18 protein-coding genes are annotated in these 19631 nt (G+C 51.6%); 9 read left to right on the top strand and 9 right to left on the bottom strand.

Annotated features, from left to right (window positions below; genetic code table 11):
- From HY774_05990 to HY774_05975, 4 genes are all read right to left on the bottom strand, one after another.
- Positions 1-652: hypothetical protein (locus HY774_05990; protein ID MBI4748019.1), on the bottom strand; the 652-nt coding region annotated here is incomplete at its 3' end.
- 139 nt (positions 653-791) lie between these two features.
- The gene (locus HY774_05985; GenBank protein ID MBI4748018.1) at positions 792-986 is read right to left on the bottom strand and encodes a hypothetical protein; all 195 of its coding nucleotides are present in this window, start codon (positions 984-986) and stop codon (positions 792-794) included.
- Entirely contained in the window at positions 983-2101 is a 1119-nt protein-coding gene (locus tag HY774_05980; GenBank protein MBI4748017.1) for a glycerate kinase, read from the bottom strand. Before HY774_05980 ends, HY774_05985 begins: the two co-directional genes overlap by 4 nt.
- 336 nt (positions 2102-2437) lie before the next feature.
- Positions 2438-5119, bottom strand: coding sequence for a SpoIIE family protein phosphatase (locus HY774_05975; protein MBI4748016.1), 2682 nt, complete (start codon positions 5117-5119; stop codon positions 2438-2440).
- A gap of 552 nt (positions 5120-5671) precedes the next feature.
- Here HY774_05975 and HY774_05970 point away from each other — a divergent pair.
- Entirely contained in the window at positions 5672-6667 is a 996-nt protein-coding gene (locus tag HY774_05970) for a hypothetical protein (protein MBI4748015.1), read from the top strand.
- 754 nt (positions 6668-7421) lie between these two features.
- A complete protein-coding gene (locus HY774_05965) occupies positions 7422-8303 on the top strand; it encodes a hypothetical protein (GenBank protein ID MBI4748014.1) in 882 nt (293 codons plus the stop codon).
- A gap of 129 nt (positions 8304-8432) precedes the next feature.
- Here HY774_05965 and HY774_05960 read toward each other — a convergent pair whose 3' ends face one another.
- From HY774_05960 to HY774_05940, 5 genes are all read right to left on the bottom strand, one after another.
- Positions 8433-8924: a biotin/lipoyl-binding protein gene (locus HY774_05960; protein MBI4748013.1), complete on the bottom strand. Its 492-nt coding sequence runs from the start codon at positions 8922-8924 to the stop codon at positions 8433-8435.
- Between the two features lie 189 nt (positions 8925-9113).
- Positions 9114-10646, bottom strand: a complete 1533-nt coding sequence (gene accC, locus HY774_05955; protein MBI4748012.1) for an acetyl-CoA carboxylase biotin carboxylase subunit — start codon at positions 10644-10646, stop codon at positions 9114-9116.
- Between the two features lie 198 nt (positions 10647-10844).
- Complete coding sequence (locus HY774_05950) at positions 10845-11189, bottom strand: DUF3592 domain-containing protein (GenBank protein MBI4748011.1); 345 nt, start codon at positions 11187-11189, stop codon at positions 10845-10847.
- A gap of 113 nt (positions 11190-11302) precedes the next feature.
- Complete coding sequence (locus HY774_05945) at positions 11303-12016, bottom strand: hypothetical protein (GenBank protein MBI4748010.1); 714 nt, start codon at positions 12014-12016, stop codon at positions 11303-11305.
- A gap of 141 nt (positions 12017-12157) precedes the next feature.
- Entirely contained in the window at positions 12158-12919 is a 762-nt protein-coding gene (locus HY774_05940) for a CDP-alcohol phosphatidyltransferase family protein (protein MBI4748009.1), read from the bottom strand.
- 289 nt (positions 12920-13208) lie between these two features.
- On the opposite strand from HY774_05940, the gene rpmE reads away from it, so the two are divergent.
- The 7 genes from rpmE (at position 13209) to HY774_05905 (ending at position 19603) form a co-directional block, all read left to right on the top strand.
- A complete protein-coding gene (gene rpmE, locus HY774_05935) occupies positions 13209-13433 on the top strand; it encodes a 50S ribosomal protein L31 (GenBank protein ID MBI4748008.1) in 225 nt (74 codons plus the stop codon).
- A gap of 159 nt (positions 13434-13592) precedes the next feature.
- The gene (gene prfA, locus HY774_05930; GenBank protein MBI4748007.1) at positions 13593-14675 is read left to right on the top strand and encodes a peptide chain release factor 1; all 1083 of its coding nucleotides are present in this window, start codon (positions 13593-13595) and stop codon (positions 14673-14675) included.
- Between the two features lie 99 nt (positions 14676-14774).
- On the top strand, positions 14775-15245 hold the full coding sequence (locus HY774_05925; GenBank protein ID MBI4748006.1) for a (deoxy)nucleoside triphosphate pyrophosphohydrolase: 471 nt from the start codon (positions 14775-14777) through the stop codon (positions 15243-15245).
- A gap of 195 nt (positions 15246-15440) precedes the next feature.
- Complete coding sequence (locus HY774_05920) at positions 15441-17633, top strand: sodium-translocating pyrophosphatase (GenBank protein MBI4748005.1); 2193 nt, start codon at positions 15441-15443, stop codon at positions 17631-17633.
- Between the two features lie 190 nt (positions 17634-17823).
- On the top strand, positions 17824-18186 hold the full coding sequence (locus HY774_05915) for a hypothetical protein (protein ID MBI4748004.1): 363 nt from the start codon (positions 17824-17826) through the stop codon (positions 18184-18186).
- Entirely contained in the window at positions 18186-18488 is a 303-nt protein-coding gene (locus HY774_05910) for a hypothetical protein (GenBank protein MBI4748003.1), read from the top strand. Before HY774_05915 ends, HY774_05910 begins: the two co-directional genes overlap by 1 nt.
- Positions 18489-18508: 20 nt before the next feature.
- Positions 18509-19603 (top strand): hypothetical protein, encoded by a 1095-nt coding sequence (locus tag HY774_05905; protein MBI4748002.1) that lies wholly within the window; start codon positions 18509-18511, stop codon positions 19601-19603.
- Positions 19604-19631: the final 28 nt, after the last annotated feature.

Here is a 19631-nt window from a genome sequence, read left to right as displayed (position 1 = left end):
TGCTGCCGTTGACGGTGAAATTCCCATAGGTTCCGGCTGGAACAGAACGTGTTCCGGCATTGCCGTTCAAAGTCAAATTGCGGAGCGTCGCAAAGTCTCCGATCTGGTCATTGGGATTGTTCAAACTGACATCCCGCGTTCCGGTTGGGGTTGGAGGTGCGGCAACTGGCGTCAACGCAACGGGATTCGTTCGATTGACCAGATTCCCCAGGGTCGCATTGCCATTGAGCGTGACCTGATAACTGGTCGGAATCGCGCTTCCGCTGCCTTCAATCACGCCGCCAAAATTCGGGTTACCATTGCGGCGCACCGTTGGAGTTCCCGGCACATAGAGCTTTTCGGTGATCGTCGCGCCACCGTTTAAGGTCACGTTTTCTGGCGTCAATTGCTGGAGACTGCCTTCCAGTCGGCCATTGATTGACGGGGCGCGCCGAGAAATTGCCCGGTCCTCTGCAGAATTGAGAATGAAGAATGGAGAATGAAGAAAATCAGCCGCTTGAATCCTCGCAGAGGGTGACAGAGTGAAAGCCTCGGGTGAAGCGAGTGTCGCGAGCGCAATCCGTGGCTCAACCAGTGATGCCTGTGACACAGTGAACAAAATTCCAGAAATCAGGAAAAATGCCAGAAACAGAAGGCGACGTGAAGTATTCATACATGATTCCAACGACTTGATTTTGGTTTTGGAGCAACCCGGCAACAACAAGGAAATGAAAGATCTGCCTGAAGGCGGAACTCTGAGCAATATCTGCCTGAAGGCGGAACCTGAGCTTTAGTCGTCTGAAAACAGAACTCTAAACTGGCGAAGCGTCCTTGTTGAAAACAAAATAACCAACTTGCAAAGCAAGCTGGGCAGCCGGGGCAAAAACCCGACGATTGTGCAGATGGCCCAAAAATAAACTCTCCGAAACCCACGGTAAACGAAGCGTGATCGAGTCGTCAAGCATTTTTCCAGGAAGCGCTTGATTTTTTTCAGCCACGTTTTTCACAACTTTTTAATTTTCAAAATCATTGTCTGTGCAACGGCCTGTTCCAGAGTTGGCCCCGGACATTCAAATGAATCCGGCTGCGGAAGTTCGATTACACGGGTAAAACCGGCGGCCTGCGCGGTTTCAGCCGGGATCTGGCAGCGACCAACGAAGGTGTAAACCGGAACCTGCTGAGCTTTGGCGGCCTGAGCCACGGCCCAGGGCCCTTTTCCGGCCAGGGATTGCTGATCGAGGCTGCCTTCTCCGGTCAAAACCAGGTCGGCGTGAGAGAGGGCGTCTTGAAACAAACGACTTTTAATCAACAAGCTGCTTCCTGAAACAAGTCTGGCATCCAGGACTGAGACCAGAGTGCCTCCGATACCGCCTGCGGCGCCACTTCCTGGTAGATTTCGATAAGGCTTGCCGGTTGCCCGTTCCAGGTGATCGGCCAGCCGGGTGAGATTGGCCTCCAAAACTGGCAGGTCTTGAGGCCGAGCGCCTTTTTGCGGACCAAAGACATACACTGCACCCTGTGGGCCAGACAATTGATGCTGCACATCACAGGCAATCAACAACGGAATATGCCGCAATCGTGAATCCAGTTTATCCAACTTGATATATGAAAGAGCTGCCAGCGGTGTATTGCCTGGAGGTAATTCCTGACCTTGAGCATCGGTTAGTGAAACGCCAAGCGCTTGCAGCAATCCGGCACCTCCGTCAATCGTGGCGGTGTCTCCAATTCCCAAAATGATGGTGCTGGCCCCGATCTCAACCGCTCGCAGCAATAATTCCCCAGTTCCAAAACTGGTGGTTCGAAATGGATCTCGGTCCGACTCCGGCACAAGTTTCAATCCAGAAGCCTGGGCCATTTCAACCACTGCCGTTTGGTGGTCACCAAGCACTGCAAATTCGGCCTGCACTGGATTTCCCAACGGTCCAGAAACCATGGCTTGAATTCTGGTACCACCATGAATTGCCAGCAGTGCGTCAATCGTACCCGATCCGCCATCCGCCATTGGAAATACCGAACACTCAGCTTCAGGCAAACTTTGGGTTACACCGCGTTGCATGGCTTGAGCTGCTTCGAGTGCTGTCAAAGTTCCCTTAAACGCATTCGGGGCAATCAGAATGTTCATAAGAATTAGGGCTGAAGAACATCGGGCTTGGGGCTAAGGGCTGAGGGCTGAAGAAGACGGGCTCAGGGTATGAAACCCGTTTTCTTCAGCCTTGAGCTTGCGAATCTTCAAACAGGTTCGTTCTCTCCAGTGCTCCCCCGCTTCGCCCGCGCCCCGCAGGGGCGCGGGCGAAGCGGGGGAGCAACAAGGGGTGGCCTTTGGATCCGGTGGTAGGCCCAAAGCGGCCAACCGACCGGCTATCCGAACTGCAACGCTTCGCGGTGCAAGACCAAAACCTGGACGTGGTGGAACGCGCCCCAGGAACTTATTTTTTAACGCTCCCTTAGCCCCAAGCCCTCAAGTTAGGGCTCGCTTCAAAATCACCAGCGTAATGTCGTCATCCATCGAATGTCCGTCGGAAAAGCTCCGCACCGCGTCAAAAATCCGGTCCCGCAGGTGATGTGCATCCAGGTTGGAATGAGTGGAAATTACCTTTTCAAGCCCATCATACCCAAAGACTTGGCTCTGGGAATCGCGGGCTTCAACCAGCCCGTCGCTATAGAACACAATCGTGTCTCCAGGAGCGAGTTCGGCCTGTTTCATCTCATAACACGACTGCGGACGCACGCCGAGTGGATAAGCCGTGCTTTCGATCATTCTCACCGACCGGGTACTGGCGCTGTAGTGAAAGGGGAAGGGATGTCCGGCATTGGCAAACTGGAGTTGCCAGGTTTCGACATTGAGCACGGCATAGGCAAAGGTCATCAGGTTGCGTTTGTTGCTCGTGATGCAAATCAACGTGTTCATGGCGGCAATGACTGCGGAGGGCGAGGCATCAACTGACACCTGATTTAACAGCCCGCCTTTGGCCAGCGCCATCAACAATCCCGAGGAAACGCCATGTCCGGTGACATCCCCAATCGCAATTGCCAGTTCGGTTTGATTCAAGACAAAGTAGTCATAATAGTCACCGCCAACTTCCTGGGCCGTGGTTGAAAAACTGGCCAGTTGGAGATCTGGAAACACCGGATCACCTGACGGTAACAGGCTTTGTTGCAGGTGGCGGGCGATTTCAAGTTCGCGTTTGAGTTTGGCTTCTTCCGTGGCCAGGGCAATGAGTCGGGCGTTTTCAAGTCGGAGCGCGGTTGCTTCGGCCACGGCCATCAAGAGGGATTTATCTTCTTTGGTATAGGGTTCTTCAGAAAGCTTTGGCCCAAGCGACATCAAGCCCAGCACTCCCTCCTTGGTGGCGAGGGGGACGATCAGGCTGGTGTTAAGGGTTTCAAACAGGTTCTGTTCAAGGTGCCGGGCAATGTAACTTCCCTCTGGATCCCGGTCGAGTTCTTCGGTCCAGGAATCAGGATCGGCAAAATAAATGTCGAGCGGTACAGGATCTTTGCTTAACTTTTGAAGGATCGGTGACCAAGTTGGAAGTTGGAGGTCTGGGTCACTCCCACCCACTGAGCCCATTTCAAAGCGGCAGACAAAGCCTGGCATTCCTTCTTGAATTGGATCCGACTGCGGTTTGGCCTGTAAAAAAGTCTGATGCACAAAAAAGGCAACTCGATTGACATGAAGTGCGGCATTGATTTGAGACCCAACTCGCTGCAAGACTTCAACGGCATCCGTAAAGTTGCGGACCGACCGACTCAACTCGGTCAATACCTGTTGGGCATTATAGGCATCGCGGAAAAATGCCCGGTCAATCAACGCCTGGAGGTGCGGGTTGACCTGCCACATACTAAACAACCCAATTCCAGCCAGACAGTAATAAATACCCCGCCACATCATGGGGGAGGGGGAGATTTCAAAGGTGGTGAAAAGGTACTGACTGGTATCCGTGACCGGGTACCTCAGAATCAGCACCAGCAGGACCAGTTCAAGAATCCAGTAGCTTTTCGACAAAAAGGCGTACTGGATGCTCCGCCGCAGAATTTGCCGGACGCCAAGCACCCGGTGTTTGACAATCGTGTACCCAAACGTCAACGGAAAAACGGCATACAGCGCCACGGCGATCAGCGTCAACCAGTGAGGGAAATTCCGCAGCGTCATTTCATGATGCACCACCAGATCCACCAGAAACAACGCCAGCAAGGGGCCGCACCCAACCGCGATTCCAAGCCAGAGGACGCGAAACCGTCGCTCCTGGTCAGCCATCCAGACGCCACGAATTCCAGGGAGTGCCGTGAGCGGCGACCCCAAAAAGCCAAGCAGCAGAACTGGTCCCTGAATTTGTTCGAATGACGCAAACGCATACTGGGTGAGTTCACGGGCGAGAGAAAAAGAATACTGGGCTGCCAGATCGGTGACGACTGAGAAACTCAGCATACCCAGGGTGAACAACAGATACAGATGGCGAACCCAACGGTATTCGCGCGAGAGGGCGGTCGGGGTTGGGAATTCGGAAAAAAAATGAAAGCACAGATAGCCTGAAAGCCACATGGCGATCCCGTTATAGAGCAGGTAAAACTCACGGAGACCATCTGGAACCAGCAGTGTATTCATTCCAAACAGGGAAGCCGCACAGACAAAAAATAACCCTCCCATTCGTGCGGTCTTGTCTTCCCACCGCAGCCAGCACACGCCAAGCCCGATGATGGTGCACAGGACGGGGATAATCAGCAGCACCAGATAAAAGCCAAACTGATATGAAAGAAAACCTTCAAACGTGGTGGTTGGGAGATCAATCAGACACGAGGTCAGTTTGCCAGTTGGTTTGCGGATCATTAACGGAAGCACACCCCGGTGTTGGGACTGCCTTCGAAACTGGCTGTATTCGGTAAAACTGGTGAACGGTTTTCCCGTCTGCGCCAAAATCTCATCGCCTGATTCCAGTCCCACATAGGCGGCAGGCGTTTTGGGCATGACTTTCGCCACCAGAATTTTTCCTTCGGTGGGTCGAAACTCTTCATGAAATCCAGGGGAAGCCCACGAAAACGTGGTTCTGGTTGAATACACGGCTTTGGTGCCAATCGAAACCATGGCACAGGCCGTGAGGACCCACAGCAAGGTCCGCGAGATAAGTTGTGAGGCTTTCATAGGCCGGCTCCGAATGATGGTTCAGGTGCAGCAGGTGACCAATGTTGGAGCAGGGTAAGCCAACTTGAAGCCAAATACAATCCAGTGCGTGCAGGTCCAGGTTGGGAGAAAAGCCCGGCCTCTGCCTTACCTGCCGGTATATTTTGGCCCGTGGAAGGCTCCGGTTGAAAATTGAGTGATGTGGCTGGTTATTCGGAAATGGACGCCTGGTCGCCAGACCTGGCGACTGAAACCCGAAGTCCATTCAACGATTTGGAGGTCCTGTAAATTTCACGGAAGAATCTGGACTTTTTGACGCGTTTCTGACGCGTTGTGCCTTTACAAGAAAGGAACCACACCTTAATCTAACTTACTGTCCCCAATCGTGTTTCTCTTCAACTTTCTCTTCTATTTCTTACAATTCAATCAGACCGTTGATCAGTGGCATGATGCAGCCAACCCCCTCTTGATTTCCTGCCGATTTGTCTGTTGCATCTTGACCGTCACCACTGAGAACCGATTGGATGTGTCGCGCGCCGCACTCTTTGTGTTTATGAAAGGCAGGGCTGTTTTATGGCCGATTTGAAACTCACATTCCCACTTCGTGGTTTGCGCAACCAGAAATCTTCGTCCATTCCATCTGTGAAACACACCATCTCTGGTGTGTTTCTTCTCTTTTTGGTTTTAGGTGGAGGGAGTACTGTTTTTGCCGAAGAAAAACCTTCCCTCATTCAACGTCCAGTCGCCAAATCGGATGCTGAATATAGCGACTATAATGCGGTTGCCCAGGCGACGGCGACACCTGATAAAGTTCTGCCACTGGCTGAGTCCTTCCTGGAAAAGTATGCCTCCAGCCAGATGCGGGGTATTGTCTATCGTGATATGGTCTCGGCCCTGGGCCGGCTCAATCAGTTTGACAAGGCCCTTGAGGTTGGGAACAAAGCATTGGCGGAAAAAGCCGATAATCTCAGTGTCATGGCGCAATTGACCGACGTGGCCAGTACGGCGGCACTGAATGGAAACCTGAATCTGTGTGATCAGGGCATCAAGTTTGGTCGTGATGCGCTGGTCCAGCTCGAAGCTGGAAAACGTCCGTATGAATTCGCCGAGGATCAGTGGGCCACCATCCGGCCAAAGCGAATGGCGCAACTGTGTACTTCACTGGGGATTTTACTCACGGTGAAGAATGAATCAGAACCGGCAGTTGATATGCTGATCAAAGCCCTTCAGTTTGAGAGCCGAGATCCTTATACCCAGTTAATGCTCGCCAAAGCCTATAAATCAATGCTGGATAACCTCTCAAAAGGGGCCGGACCAGCAAAAAATCCGAATGTGCCAAAGGAAGTGACCGGGCGGATGCAAACCGTTCGGGAACAAATGATGTTGAGCTATACCCGGGCACTGGTTCTGTCCGAAGATCCACAGTTTAGCTGGTTGCACCCTTCCGTTGAGGCTGAAGTTACCTATATGTATCAAACCATTCCCGAATTGGCCAAAACTCAGTCAATGACCTTACAGGCTTTAACCGACCGTGTCCGAACAGAGCAAAACGCGGAACCGAGTAAATAAGCCAATCAACTCATCTTACTCCGAAAAAGCACCCGGACGGCACGAATCACGCATTCTGATTCGTGCCGTTCGGGTTTTTGTACTATAGTTGGATTTGGGTTTTTGGTGAGGACTCTCCCTGGTTCTTGTTAGTTTCAAACTCAATTCGTTTCCACAGGTTTCATCCTTTGTCTGGTTTTTGGGGTGACCCCCATAACATAAGCGCCAGGAGAAGGAAATGAGAGCCTGTTTGAGACAAGGAGAAGAAGAGACAGGGAGACAATTCCACGGAGTGTGTCGGCTTGAACGGACTCCGGTTTGGAGCGGAGGGACGAGGCTATTGAATGTATCTCTTGTCTCCTTGTCTTGGTGTCCCCTTGTCCAGATCGGACGTTGTTCCCTTATCCTGGCACTTATGGGGTGACCCCCCAGTGAAATGGTCTCGATCTGTGGTGTTTCTAACAACCCACTGCATGGTGTCTCCAGTTTTTGATGATCATACTATTTTGGAACGATCCTCTCGTGGTAGGAAGAGGTTAAATTGTTGACAGGATTGTATTTTTCTTAGCCCTTAGCCCAACACCCTCAGCCCAAAATGGTATCAACCCAGGCCCAATGAGCTGAATTTCAATTTCAGCTTGACACAGAGCCCCGATTTTCTGGGGAATGGCTCCCACGTGGGAATTTCGCTGCTTTCAGGAAACCGCCCACCATATTTCGGATTGAGAAAGGAGAACGCCGGGAGAGATTTTCTCCACGGCTCGCAAAAGAAGTTATGAAGATACAATGGTTAAAGGGAATTTTACTTTCAGTGGTGGTTGGTGTATTGGCTCTGGTTACCGACCCTTGTTTGGCCTTTACTCCCCCGGTGAAAGGGGAAAAATTAAAACCTGAAGACGTCATTGCCAAACATATTGAATCTATCGGCACCCAAAAGACGCTGTCGGATGTCAAAACACGGGTGATTGCTGGAAAAGCCCTGTTCCGATCAAAAACAATTGGCGCCACTCAATTGCAGGGACCAGCCGTGATCGCTTCGGATGGCGCGATGAGCCTGGTGGGAATCGGCTTTAACACGGCTGAATATTCACAGGAGAAAGTGGCGTATGATGGCAAAAATGTGACGGTTGGGTACATTCGTCCCGGTACCCGTTCCGCGCTGGGAGAGTTTTTGCTGGCCCGGAACGTGATTTTTAAAGAAGGGCTGTTTGGTGGGGTTTTATCGTCTGGATGGGCGCTTCTCAATTTGGACAGTCATGACGCCCGAATTGAATATAGTGGGACGAAAAAGGTAAACGGAAAAGAAGCCCATGTGTTGAAATATGAGCCAAAGGGAGGGTCAGACGTTCAAATTCGGCTTTACTTTGACAAAAATACATTCCAACACGTCCAATCCGAATACGAACAACTTATTTCGGCCCAAATGGGTGCCAGCCCAGAGCAGTCAGCCAGTCAACGCAACTCCCGGATCAAACTCACCGAACAATTTGAAAGCTTTGCTGGTGAACAGGGCTTGGTTTTGCCGCATGTCTACAAAATCATTTTACTGGTTGACGATCAACAAAGCGGACGGCAACTGGAATGGAATTTGGAGTTCCAGCAGTTTATGTACAACGAAAAGCTGGACCCGAAATCCTTCAATATCCTTAATAATTAGGGCTGAAAAAACCAGGGCTGAGGCTGAGGGCTGAAGAAGACGGGCTCAGGGTATGAAACCCGTTTTCTTCAGCCCTGAGCTTGCGAATCTTCAGCCCCAAGCCCCAAGCCCGATCTTCACAGCCCCGATTTATTCCACGACCGCCAGAATCTCGCCGGCTTTGACGGTTTGGCCTTCCGAAACGTGAATTTCTGAAACTTTTCCAGACCGGGTGGCGGCCATTTCATTTTGCATTTTCATCGCTTCGACCACGACCACCCCTTGACCTGCCTCGACTGCATCTCCAACCTGAGCCAGGATTCGAACCACGCGGCCTGGCATTGGCGAAGTAATTGGTTGGGGACCAGTTGCCGCTGCCGTGCCGCCTTCGCGCCGCAGCCGGTCAAGCACCTGGACCACACTTACTTTCCCATCCAAAAAAACTTCAATTTTTCCATCCTCACGATTGGCGACCCGGATGTGGTAGACGCGCTCATCAATCTGAAAAATAAAGTAGCCCGATTCCGGTTGTCGGACTTTGGCCTGGATTGAGTGTTCGTGAACCCGAGCGGTGAGCGAGCCATTTTCCTGGTTGAGTTCAACCCGAACCGGATGTCCATTGTGAGTGATTTCATAATTCATAAGTTTTTTTCAGTTCTTCAATTGGAATAAGCTGGGGCTGAAGAAACCAGGACTCAGGGCTTGGGGCTCAGGGCTGAAGAACTGGTTTTATTTCATCCCTCATCCTGCATCCATCATCCCTTTGATTGCTCCGAGCTTGCGAGTCTTCAGCCCCAAGCCCTGAGTCCTGGTTTCTTCAGCCCAATGTCTTCAAAACCGGTTCGCCCGTGCTTCTGACCAGCCTCGACGTTTCCATGCACTTTCCTGTACTGGACCGTTGTTTCCCGCCGGATGGGAATGAGTCACCTCCTGATTATGGTGCAGCAAGCCCGCCAGAATTCGGACCAGATCGGCTTCAGTGGGGACTGATTCAGTGGAGGTCTCAGGTTTGGCTTGTTTGAGCCGTTCAAAGAATCGAGCGATAAACCCGGTATCCAGGGTGCCGGCGTGAAATTCAGGATCTTCAGCAATTTGGCGGAAAAATTCCAAATTATTACGCACACCACAGAGGACAAACTCGCGCAATGCCCGATCCAGGCGGGAAATAGCCTGTTCCCGTGTCTCTCCCCAGCAAATGAGTTTGGCCAGCAGCGGGTCATAGTCAATCGGGATATGCCAGCCTTCATACACTCCGGAATCAACCCGGACGCCGGGGCCCTCAGGCGGAACCCAGGCTGAAATGAGACCGGGTGCGGGCATAAAATTGCGCTCTGGATCTTCGGCATAAATTCGACACTCAATGGCATTTCCGCGCAAGTTGATATCTTCCTGGCGAAACGGCAATTTTTCACCGGCGGCCACTCGAATCTGAAGCGCCGCCAGATCAATTCCGGTGACAAGCTCCGTCACCGGATGCTCGACCTGAAGCCGGGTATTCATTTCCAGGAAATAGAAATTGCGATTGGGGTCAACCAGAAATTCGGTTGTCCCAGCACTGAAATAGCCAACGGTTTTCGCAACTCTGACGGCGGATTCACCCATCAACCGTCTGAGTTCTGGATCATTGAGTGGGGAAGGGCATTCTTCAATGACTTTCTGGTTGCGGCGTTGAATCGAGCATTCGCGTTCACCAAAGTAAATCAGGTTGCCATGCTGGTCGCCCATCAACTGGATTTCAATATGGCGGGGGCGCTCGATATAGCGTTCCAGGTAAATGGTGCCGTCTTTAAATGAGGAAACGGCTTCTGAACGAGCCAACTCAAAGGCGGATGGGAGTTCGGCTGGGGTTCGGATAATCCGCATGCCTTTGCCGCCGCCACCGGCTGCGGCTTTCAACATAATTGGAAAGCCGATTTCTTCAGCCACCGCCAATGCGGCTTCAACCGTATCCACCGGATCCTGAACACCGGGTACCACCGGGGCGCCAGCACGAATTGCAATTTCACGAGCACTGATTTTATTGCCCATGGCATCAATGGCGGATGGTGGTGGGCCAATAAACACCAGTCCAGCGCCTTCAACCGCCCGGGCAAATTCAGCATTCTCAGACATAAAACCATATCCAGGGTGGATCGCCTGAGCCCCGGTTTTATGGGCGGCTTCGAGGATACGCTCCGTGACGAGATAGCTTTGCATCGCAGGTGACGGTCCAATGTGACAGGCTTCATCCGCCAGCCTGACGTGCAAGGCATTTTGATCGGCATCTGAATAAACCGCCACCGAGGCAATTCCCAGATCTCGACAGGCACGGATAATACGCACCGCAATTTCACCACGGTTGGCAATGAGAATTTTTTGAAACATAGGCGTGGAGGAGGATGTCTCGTTGGAAAATGAGTGCTTTGGGACGTGAAGAAGTATACCAATTTGGAATGAAACTCTCGCGTTAGAAGATAGTCAAGTAATTCAATCAAATAGATTGAGCGAACTACTAACTACTGACTGGTATGAGAGTTCTGATCCAAAGCAAAGAGAATGGTGGGGCAACCAGGGATTTTGAGATTAGACAACCATGGCATTTCCCGGTCTACCTGGGTGATACCTCACACTGACGTGACTTCCCACGACGTAGGCCCGGATGTTTGCCATTTGGCTGGTATCAAGCGTCTGGCACGATTCATAGGTTACGCCTGATACCTGATATCGGTAGTGGACAGTGCAATGGGCTCCGAAGGCAATGGCATCTACGGCGACCGATTGTCCATTCTGGATCATATCCAGAATGATACCTTCAACAATTCGGCCATTTTGCAGCAACCACTTTCGGCGCTGAACTTCAGGATCCTCGCGCGGCCAGAGCTTCCGAAGCCATTTTTTCCAACCGTGTTCTTGAACAGATGATGACACAGGATTGAAAAACCCCTTTGTTGAGAATGGAACCGCGTTGAACTGGCGGGAACTGGACCACAGTTTATCCCACCGGGTGGGTGAATCCTTCACACCAGCACAAGCTATCCCGACTACTCATCATCCGTGATGCGGAGTTTGTCGTTGGCGCGGAAGACGTGATTATCCAGCACAATGTCGTCGGTTGAATTCAACCGACCATCCGCTCCGGCAGAAACAAGCCGGTACTGGTTAAAGACAGGGACTGAGGTTGGTGATTTGCCAACGGTTGAGGATGCTAACTGACCGGTTGGAATATATCGAATGCTGCCTTCCCAATAGTCAATGGCGGCATTGTTGAGAAATCCTTCGCGGCGCAAGTCAGAAAGCTGTTCCGGCAAGGAGTTGTGCTTTTGACGATACAGTTCAAGCGCCAGGCTGACTTCGAGCATGCGGGCTTCAGTTGCGGCAAGGTGTTGAATCCGACGGTTTTCAATCCATCGAGGCAAGTTAAAGCCAAGGACCGTCAGAATCAATCCAACCGTAAGGGTGGAAATCCCAAATCCCGTCCAGGCCATTTTCCAGCCGCCAAAAGCTTGAGGGTTGCGGCTCGCATTGCGCAAGGCTTTATAGCTGATGATCATTCCTACGACACTGAGCAGCACAAACCACTTTGAGAAAAAACAGGCAGCGCCACTCAGTGCCAGTGTCAAACCAATCATGGCGCCACCTAATTGCGGAATCGTGGCAATCGGTGTGGTGTCAGGCAGCCCGACTGAACGGGCGCCACAGGCACAAGCTTGAAAAACTTCGCTTTCGACAACATTGCCGCAGCTTGGACAAAGCATAGTTAAACCTTTCAATAAAAGGACAGGTACCCTGAAAAATAAAAACTCGAAGCCGTTTCTGGGTGTCTGCACTGCCAGTGAAAGTTCATTTAGGTGCAGTGAACCCAACTATATATATTAATGAGAGGACTGTGAATCCGCCTACCGACCAAAAGCCGCTTCATTGACCTCAGACGGGACTAAGGTTTCGGGTGAAGCGGGTTTGGTGTGAAGACTGAGCGCACTGGAATAGCCTGATGGGGAATCAGCCGGAAGGGAGGAGGCCGGTTGGGCTTTTAATTGATCAAGCCGATCTGATTCGCGAAGGGTATGATACATTCGATGGACCACGGTCCAATGAGACATCACGGCCAGGATCCATAAAACAGCCCGCATTTTATGGAGAAATGGATTATCTTCCGGACCAATTTCAGTCAATGAGCCAATGATGATCAGGACCACGCGCTCTGGACGTTCCAAAAATCCAACCTTGCATTGATTGATCACGCTTTCGGCTCGGGCCCGGGTATAGCTGATCATGACCGAACCCATCAGGGCGATTCCAGTCAATGCGACATAGAGCGTACTGTGATATTCGGTTTGGCGGGCATAAAATGTCATAATCCCAACAAACACAATAACATCTGAATACCGGTCCATCACCGAGTCGAAAAAAGCGCCGAAACTTGTGACCCGGTTGGTCAGACGGGCCACTCGACCATCCACCATATCAAACAGGTTGGCAAAGATCATCCATAATCCAGCTTGAAAAAACAGACCACAGCCATAGAGATACGCACACCAGATATTGATCAGGAGGCCGAGAAAGGTCAGGTGGTTGGGATTGGGGATCAGCCGAGCCACCCCGCGCACAATCGCATCCAGGATTTGGGTTCCATAGACGCCGATGCGTTCGCTCAACATAGGAAGGGATGCCTCAACAGGGATGATTAGGAATGTGTGCTGATAGCTGGATCAGATAGGCAGTATCGAGTGGCGTATAGTAGACGTGAAGTCGTTCTTTGTCAAGAAATACACCTGATCCGCCACCCAAGCCTTGACAACAGTGAAATCCCTGATGTACGGTCCGCAGCTTGTAGTTTTCGCTCAAGTTAACCTTGATTTACACCGATACCAAACAGTTCTTGTACCGAATCTCACCTGACGACCAGGACAAGGGAGACTGTTTTTTTCAAAGGCGTTGTTGACGATTATGAAGGAAAAGATTCATCCAAAATACAATGAATGCACTGTGACTTGTTCCTGCGGGAACGTCTTCAAGACTCGTTCCACGAAGAAAGAAATCCGGCTGGAAATTTGCTCCAATTGCCACCCCTTCTTCACTGGTAAACAGAAACTGGTTGATACGGCTGGACGTGTTGAACGCTTCAACCGCAAGTATGGCAAAGTTCCCGCGACTCCACCTGCCGGCGCCTAGCTGCCGAGCCCGTCTTTATCCAAAACCACCGCCAGCCCCATCGTCATTCTCACTGATCGGTAAGGGTGACCCTCGAAGCGAATTGCGGTGGTTTCTTTTTTGTCTGGCCTACATCCCGAATTTTGTGACTGGTGTGGGCAAATCTGTGGAGGAAAGACGATGCTCGATAAACTCAATGCCCTCGAAGAGAAATTCGAAGCCCTCACTGAGCAACTCAACGACCCCAACGTGGTCAATGACATGACCCGCTATCCCAAACTCGCCAAACAACATCGCGAGTTAAGCGTGGTGGTCGAAAAGTATCGGGAGTTTCGGGCTTTACAAAAGGGAATCGAAGCGACGAAAGCACTTCTGGACGAATCTGACGATCCGGAAATGACTGAAATGGCCCGCGAGGAACTGGCAACTCTTTCCCGCCGGGTCACTGATTGTGAGCAGGAACTCAAAACCCTGCTGCTGCCTAAAGATCCAAACGACGACAAAAACGTGATTCTGGAAATCCGCGCCGGGACGGGCGGCAATGAGGCATCACTGTTTGCCGGGGAATTGCTCCGCATGTACTCTCGTTATGCCGAACGGCAAGGGTGGAAAATGCAGATTTTAAATACTTCGGAATCTGAAATCGGCGGCACCAAAGAAGCGATTGCCGTGATTGAAGGCGACGTGGTGTATTCAAAACTGAAATTTGAGTCCGGCGTGCATCGTGTGCAACGGGTGCCCCAGACCGAATCCTCGGGTCGAATCCATACTTCGACCGTAACGGTGGCGGTCCTTCCGGAAGCCGAAGAAGTTGATATCGAAATCAATCCCAAAGATTTGCGGGTTGATACCTTCTGTTCTTCAGGTCCAGGCGGCCAGTCGGTCAACACGACCTATTCCGCCGTTCGGATTACTCACATTCCAACCAACACGGTGGTCTCGATCCAGGATGAAAAATCCCAGATCAAAAACCGTGAAAAGGCCATGCGGGTGCTGCGGTCCCGGTTGCTGGAAGTCGAACAGGAAAAACAGCAGAACGCGATTTCCTCGGAGCGTCGTTCCCAGGTCGGCACGGGTGAACGCAGCGAGAAAATTCGAACGTATAACTTCAAGGAAAATCGGGTTTCCGACCACCGCATCGGAATGACGATTCACTCACTTGATCTCTTTATGGATGGTGATTTAGGGGACGTTATTCAAGCCCTGATTACCCATCATCAAGCTGAAAAACTCAAACAGGAACTGGCCGAGGCAACGGTCTAACCCGGTTGCCCGGCCAGTTGTCTTTCCGGGTATCTGGTAACTGGTTCTTCGAAAGAATCAATTTCTTGATCACCAGAGCACCAGTCACCACTTCCGCCAATGAATGACACGCCCAAGCTGGTCCTGGTTGTTGCGGCAATTATTGTTGATCAGGAGCGCATTTTAATCACGCAACGGCTTCCATCGGGACGATTGGCGAACCAGTGGGAGTTTCCGGGCGGCAAGGCAAACTGGGGAGAGCCTCCTGAGACTGCTTTGTGCCGGGAAATCCACGAGGAACTCGGACTTGATGTCGAAGTTGGCGCACCAGTGCATTTGATTCACTATGCGTTGGACCCACATCAGGCGTTTGCGGTGGTTTTTTATTGGTCCCGGATCAAAGGGGGCACGCTTGAACTCATTGGGTGTCAAGATGCCCGCTGGATCACGGTGAATGAATTTCCAAAAGTGGATTTTCTGCAGGCCAATCTCCCAGTCGTGGAGGTACTGCAGGCCAGGGTTGCCACCCTGGGATCACTTTCACCCACTTTTTCATTCATTTCTTGTTCCCACCAGGGGAATGAACATTGACTTTGAAAAGACCTTTTAGGTGGGACTTCCATTCAGTTGTCTTGAGCGTGCCCCTTTTGCTCGAATCACACCCAAATTCTTGATCCTGATAAGCTTCAACCCATCAGTGAGGCTTGAATCAAACCACTCTTCTCATTTTTGTCGAAAGGAGTTTGATGTCACAGGTGGCTCTGGAAGAGCTGACATCTCAACACTATGGAACTGGCAATTATCATTGGGATTAGCTTCGTGGCCCTGGCCTTTGCAGGCTATCTCATTAAAGACGTACTGGCGCGCGATACGGGCACGCCCGAAATGCGTGTCATTTCTGATGCGATTAAAGAAGGTGCCGAAGCCTTTTTGCGTCGTCAAAACACGACCATCGTGTATATGGCGATTGCCTTGTCGGCACTGATTTTCATTTTGTACGCGTTTGTGCGGACGCCAAACCCAGGCGATCCGGTGACGGATCCGAAAGTCCTGGCCTTTTGGACAACGCTTTCATTTGTCTTAGGGGCTGCCTGCTCGGTGGGTTCCGGCTATATTGGCATGTGGATTTCCATCCGCGGCAACATCCGCACGGCCTCAGCCGCCACCAAAAGTTTGAATGGTGCCCTGCAAACTGCCCTGCGTGCGGGTGCGGTTTCCGGTCTGTTCGTGGTGGCACTGTCGTTGTTTGGGGTGGTTGGTCTGTTTGCGCTCATTCGTGCCCTGAATGTGGTGCCCGATGTTGGGAAAATTCCGCTTCTCATCGCTGGCTATGGGTTTGGTGCTTCGTTTGTGGCGCTGTTCGCCCAGTTGGGTGGTGGGATTTACACCAAAGCCGCTGACGTAGGCGCTGACCTGGTCGGTAAAGTCGAAGCCGGAATTCCGGAAGACGATCCCCGGAACCCGGCGGTTATCGCTGACCTGGTGGGCGACAACGTCGGAGACTGTGCTGGTCGTGGTGCTGACCTGTTTGAGTCAACCGCCGCCGAAAATATTGGGGCGATGATTTTGGCCGCTGGACTATTCCGATCAAACCCGGCGGCTTTTACCGCCGAGCAACTCCTTGGCGTGTTGTTGTTCCCGCTTGTGGCGCGAGCCTTTGGGCTCCTGGCCTCGATTGTGGGGATTATGTCGGTCAAAACCAAAGAAGACGGGGACCCGATGGCTGCCCTCAACCGGGGGTACTTTGTAACTTCAGCGCTGGCGGCGGTGGGCTTTTTCGGTGCCGCAAAATGGCTGCTCACCAACCGGGTGGCGCCAGATGCCTACCTGTATTTCTTTGGCTGCGGGTTGATCGGGATTATTACCTCGATTGCCTTTGTGTATTTGACCCAGTACTACACCGAATACAAATACCGTCCAGTCAAATCTATTGCTGAAGCTTCAAAGACGGGCCCGGCGACCAACATCATTATGGGTACGGCGGTTGGCTTTGAATCAACCGCGCTTCCAATCATTGTGATTTCCGCGGCCATTATGGGCTCCTACTATCTGGGCAAAAACTCCGGGTTGCAGCATGCGGGCTTATTTGGAACCGCCGTTGCCACCATGGGGATGCTCGGAACCGCAGCCTATATTCTGGCGATGGATACCTTTGGACCTATCACCGACAACGCGGGTGGGATCGTGGAAATGTCCCAGCAACCAGAAGCCATCCGGAAGAAAACGGACCGACTGGATGCGGTTGGAAACACCACCAAGGCGTTGACCAAAGGATATGCCGTGGGCTCAGCCGCACTGGCCGCCTTTTTGTTGTTTTCGGCCTATATGGACGAAGTGACCAACTACGGGTTGAAACTTGAACGCATTGACCTTGCCAAACCCGAAGTGTTTACAGGTGCCTTGTTAGGGGCGATGTTGGTACTGCTTTTTTCATCCATGGCCATTAAAGCGGTCGGCACCGCTGCGTCAGCGGTTATTGCCGAAGTGCGTGACCAGTTCAAGAAAAAGCCTGGCATTTTGAAAGGCACCGAAAAACCCGACTACGGCCACTGCGTGGATATTGTGACCAAAGCGGCTCTTCGCGAAATGGTGTTGCCGGGGTTACTCGTCGTTTTGTCGCCGATTGTGGTTGGCGTACTCTTTAAGTACCTCTATCAAAGTCAGGGTGGTGGTTTGGTGGATCCCGAAATCAGCCGTCTGGCCACTGGCGCCGAAGTCGTTGGTGGGTTTCTGATGGTCGGAACTATCGTTGGAATTCTGGTGGCCCTCTACCTGAACAACGCTGGTGGTGCCTGGGATAATGCCAAGAAATACATCGAAACCGGCCAGTTTGGCGGCAAAGGCAGCGACACCCACAAAGCAACCGTGGTGGGCGACACCGTTGGTGACCCATTCAAAGATACGGCTGGTCCATCGCTCCACGTGCTGATCAAATTGTTGTCAACCATCACGCTGGTGATGGCGCCGTTGTTTATCTAAGCGTGGAAACGCTTGACCAAAAGTAGAAATCATCAGGTTGAAGAGCGTTGGTTCCACCTGAATTCTACCGTGGTTCATTTTTCTTCCCGAATTTTGAGGGAACCGTCCACCCAGCCAGGTCACAAAGCGGTCCGGTACCGCTTTGGAAACTGGCTGGGTCTTTTTGTATCAATTTTCGAATGGCACGAACATGAACACTGCATCTCGTTTCAGCTTGAATCAGGGAACAATTGGATTTGGACTGTTTGGTTTTCCAGTTCGAATTGAGTGGACATTCTGGCTGGTAACGCTCCTCATGGGGTCAATGCGGCAACAAGGGGCGCTTTTGGTTGCTGAGTGGACGGGGGTGGTGCTGATTTCTATCCTGATTCACGAGCTCGGTCATGCGCTCTGTAGTGCCTTTTATGGAATGAAACCGGAAATTAAGCTCTATGGAATGGGAGGGCTGACCACCTTTGCCCCACCTGAACCCCTGCCGCCATTCAAAAATATTTTGATTGACCTGGGTGGCCCCGTAGCCGGATTTTTATTCTTTCTGTCACAAATCCTGTGATGGACAAAAGGAAAAGGGCTTTCTGTCACAAATCCTGTGATGGACAAAAGGAAAAGGGTAAACTCACAGGAAGAAAAGAAGGTGAGGAGGTGAAGCAAATGGTCACGATCAAAATTACAATTGAAGATGAGGCTGGAAAGCAAATCGGCGAGCCCCAAGCGTATGCATTGGAAATCGGAAATGGAACCTTAGCCGAGATCGAAACGGCGGTGGAGAAGTTGAAAAGGAAATCCTTGCCTGAGATTGAGCACCAACTTCTGGCCCACGACCAGGCGGAACTGGTTAAAAAAAAAGTGAACTGAGCCGCAATGGAACAACAGTGGTGGAATTCAAAACCATTCATGGGCGATTTGAGTTTGAGGTTCAACGCTTTACAACGGGACAAGATTACTTGAGTTTGACCGGCCAGGGCGGAAAAGGGTACGCCAGTGAGCGATTGGTCGAATATGCCATTTATTATAGTAATCGGCTCAGCTATGAGGAAGTGGCGGGGTTGATTGAACGCCAAACCGGAGACCGACTGCTCAGTGATCAAAGTATCTGGCGGTTGGTGGTGGGAAAAGCGGCGGAGGTGAGTGAGGATCAGCGTCAGCAGGTGGAGGCAGCCACCCGACTCAGCCCCCAGCTTCCCGCCATCACCACTGAGATTGATCTCTATGATCCAGACCAGGCCGAAATTTTGCTCTTTGAGGATGGGATTCAAGTCAAAGAACAAAAACCCACCCGGGATCATCAGCCGAAGGAGTCGCGAACCAGAATCAATACCGATGTCGTGCTGCTGGAGAAGCCGGATGCCACCTATCACTATCTGGTGGCTGGAATTGATGCCACCGGAACCGAAATCATCAGCCTGGAACAGCTCGTCCAGGCGCAGCTTCGCCGGGCGTATGCCGCCCGTCAAACCCCCGTACCCATCGTGGCGATCACGGATGGAGCCACCGCGATTCGGACCTCCCTGCTGGCGATTTTCGGTCAACCGGTCACCCTCATCCTCGATTGGTATCATTTGGAAAAGAAAGTTTCAGACCTCTTCTCCATGATTGCCATCACCAAACTGGAAAAACACACGCATTTGAATCACATCCTTCCTCTGCTGTGGGAAGGCAAAACACCTCAGGTTCTGACCTATCTTGGCACTCAGGTCCAGGCCCGAAATCCTGACCGGCTGCAAGAATTAATGACGTACCTTCACAAACATGCTCACGAGATTATTGATTACCAGCGTCGGCAACAGGCCGGAAAATCCATTGGGAGTGGTCGGGTTGAAAAGGCCGTTGATCAGGTGATTGGACGCCGTCAAAAGGATAATGCCATGAGCTGGAGTCGCACGGGCAGTAAAGCCCTCGCCGTTTTGAAAGTCGTTGAACTCAACCAACAATGGCCTTCCTTATGGGATTTCGAGGATTTGGCTGCCTAATCTTGATCACAGGATTTGTGACAGAAAG

Source organism: Acidobacteriota bacterium, from assembly GCA_016208495.1.
Taxonomy (GTDB): Bacteria; Acidobacteriota; Blastocatellia; order Chloracidobacteriales; family Chloracidobacteriaceae; genus JACQXX01.
Note: the sequence above shows the minus strand (reverse complement) of the source record. Positions and strands in the feature narration are given on the sequence as shown.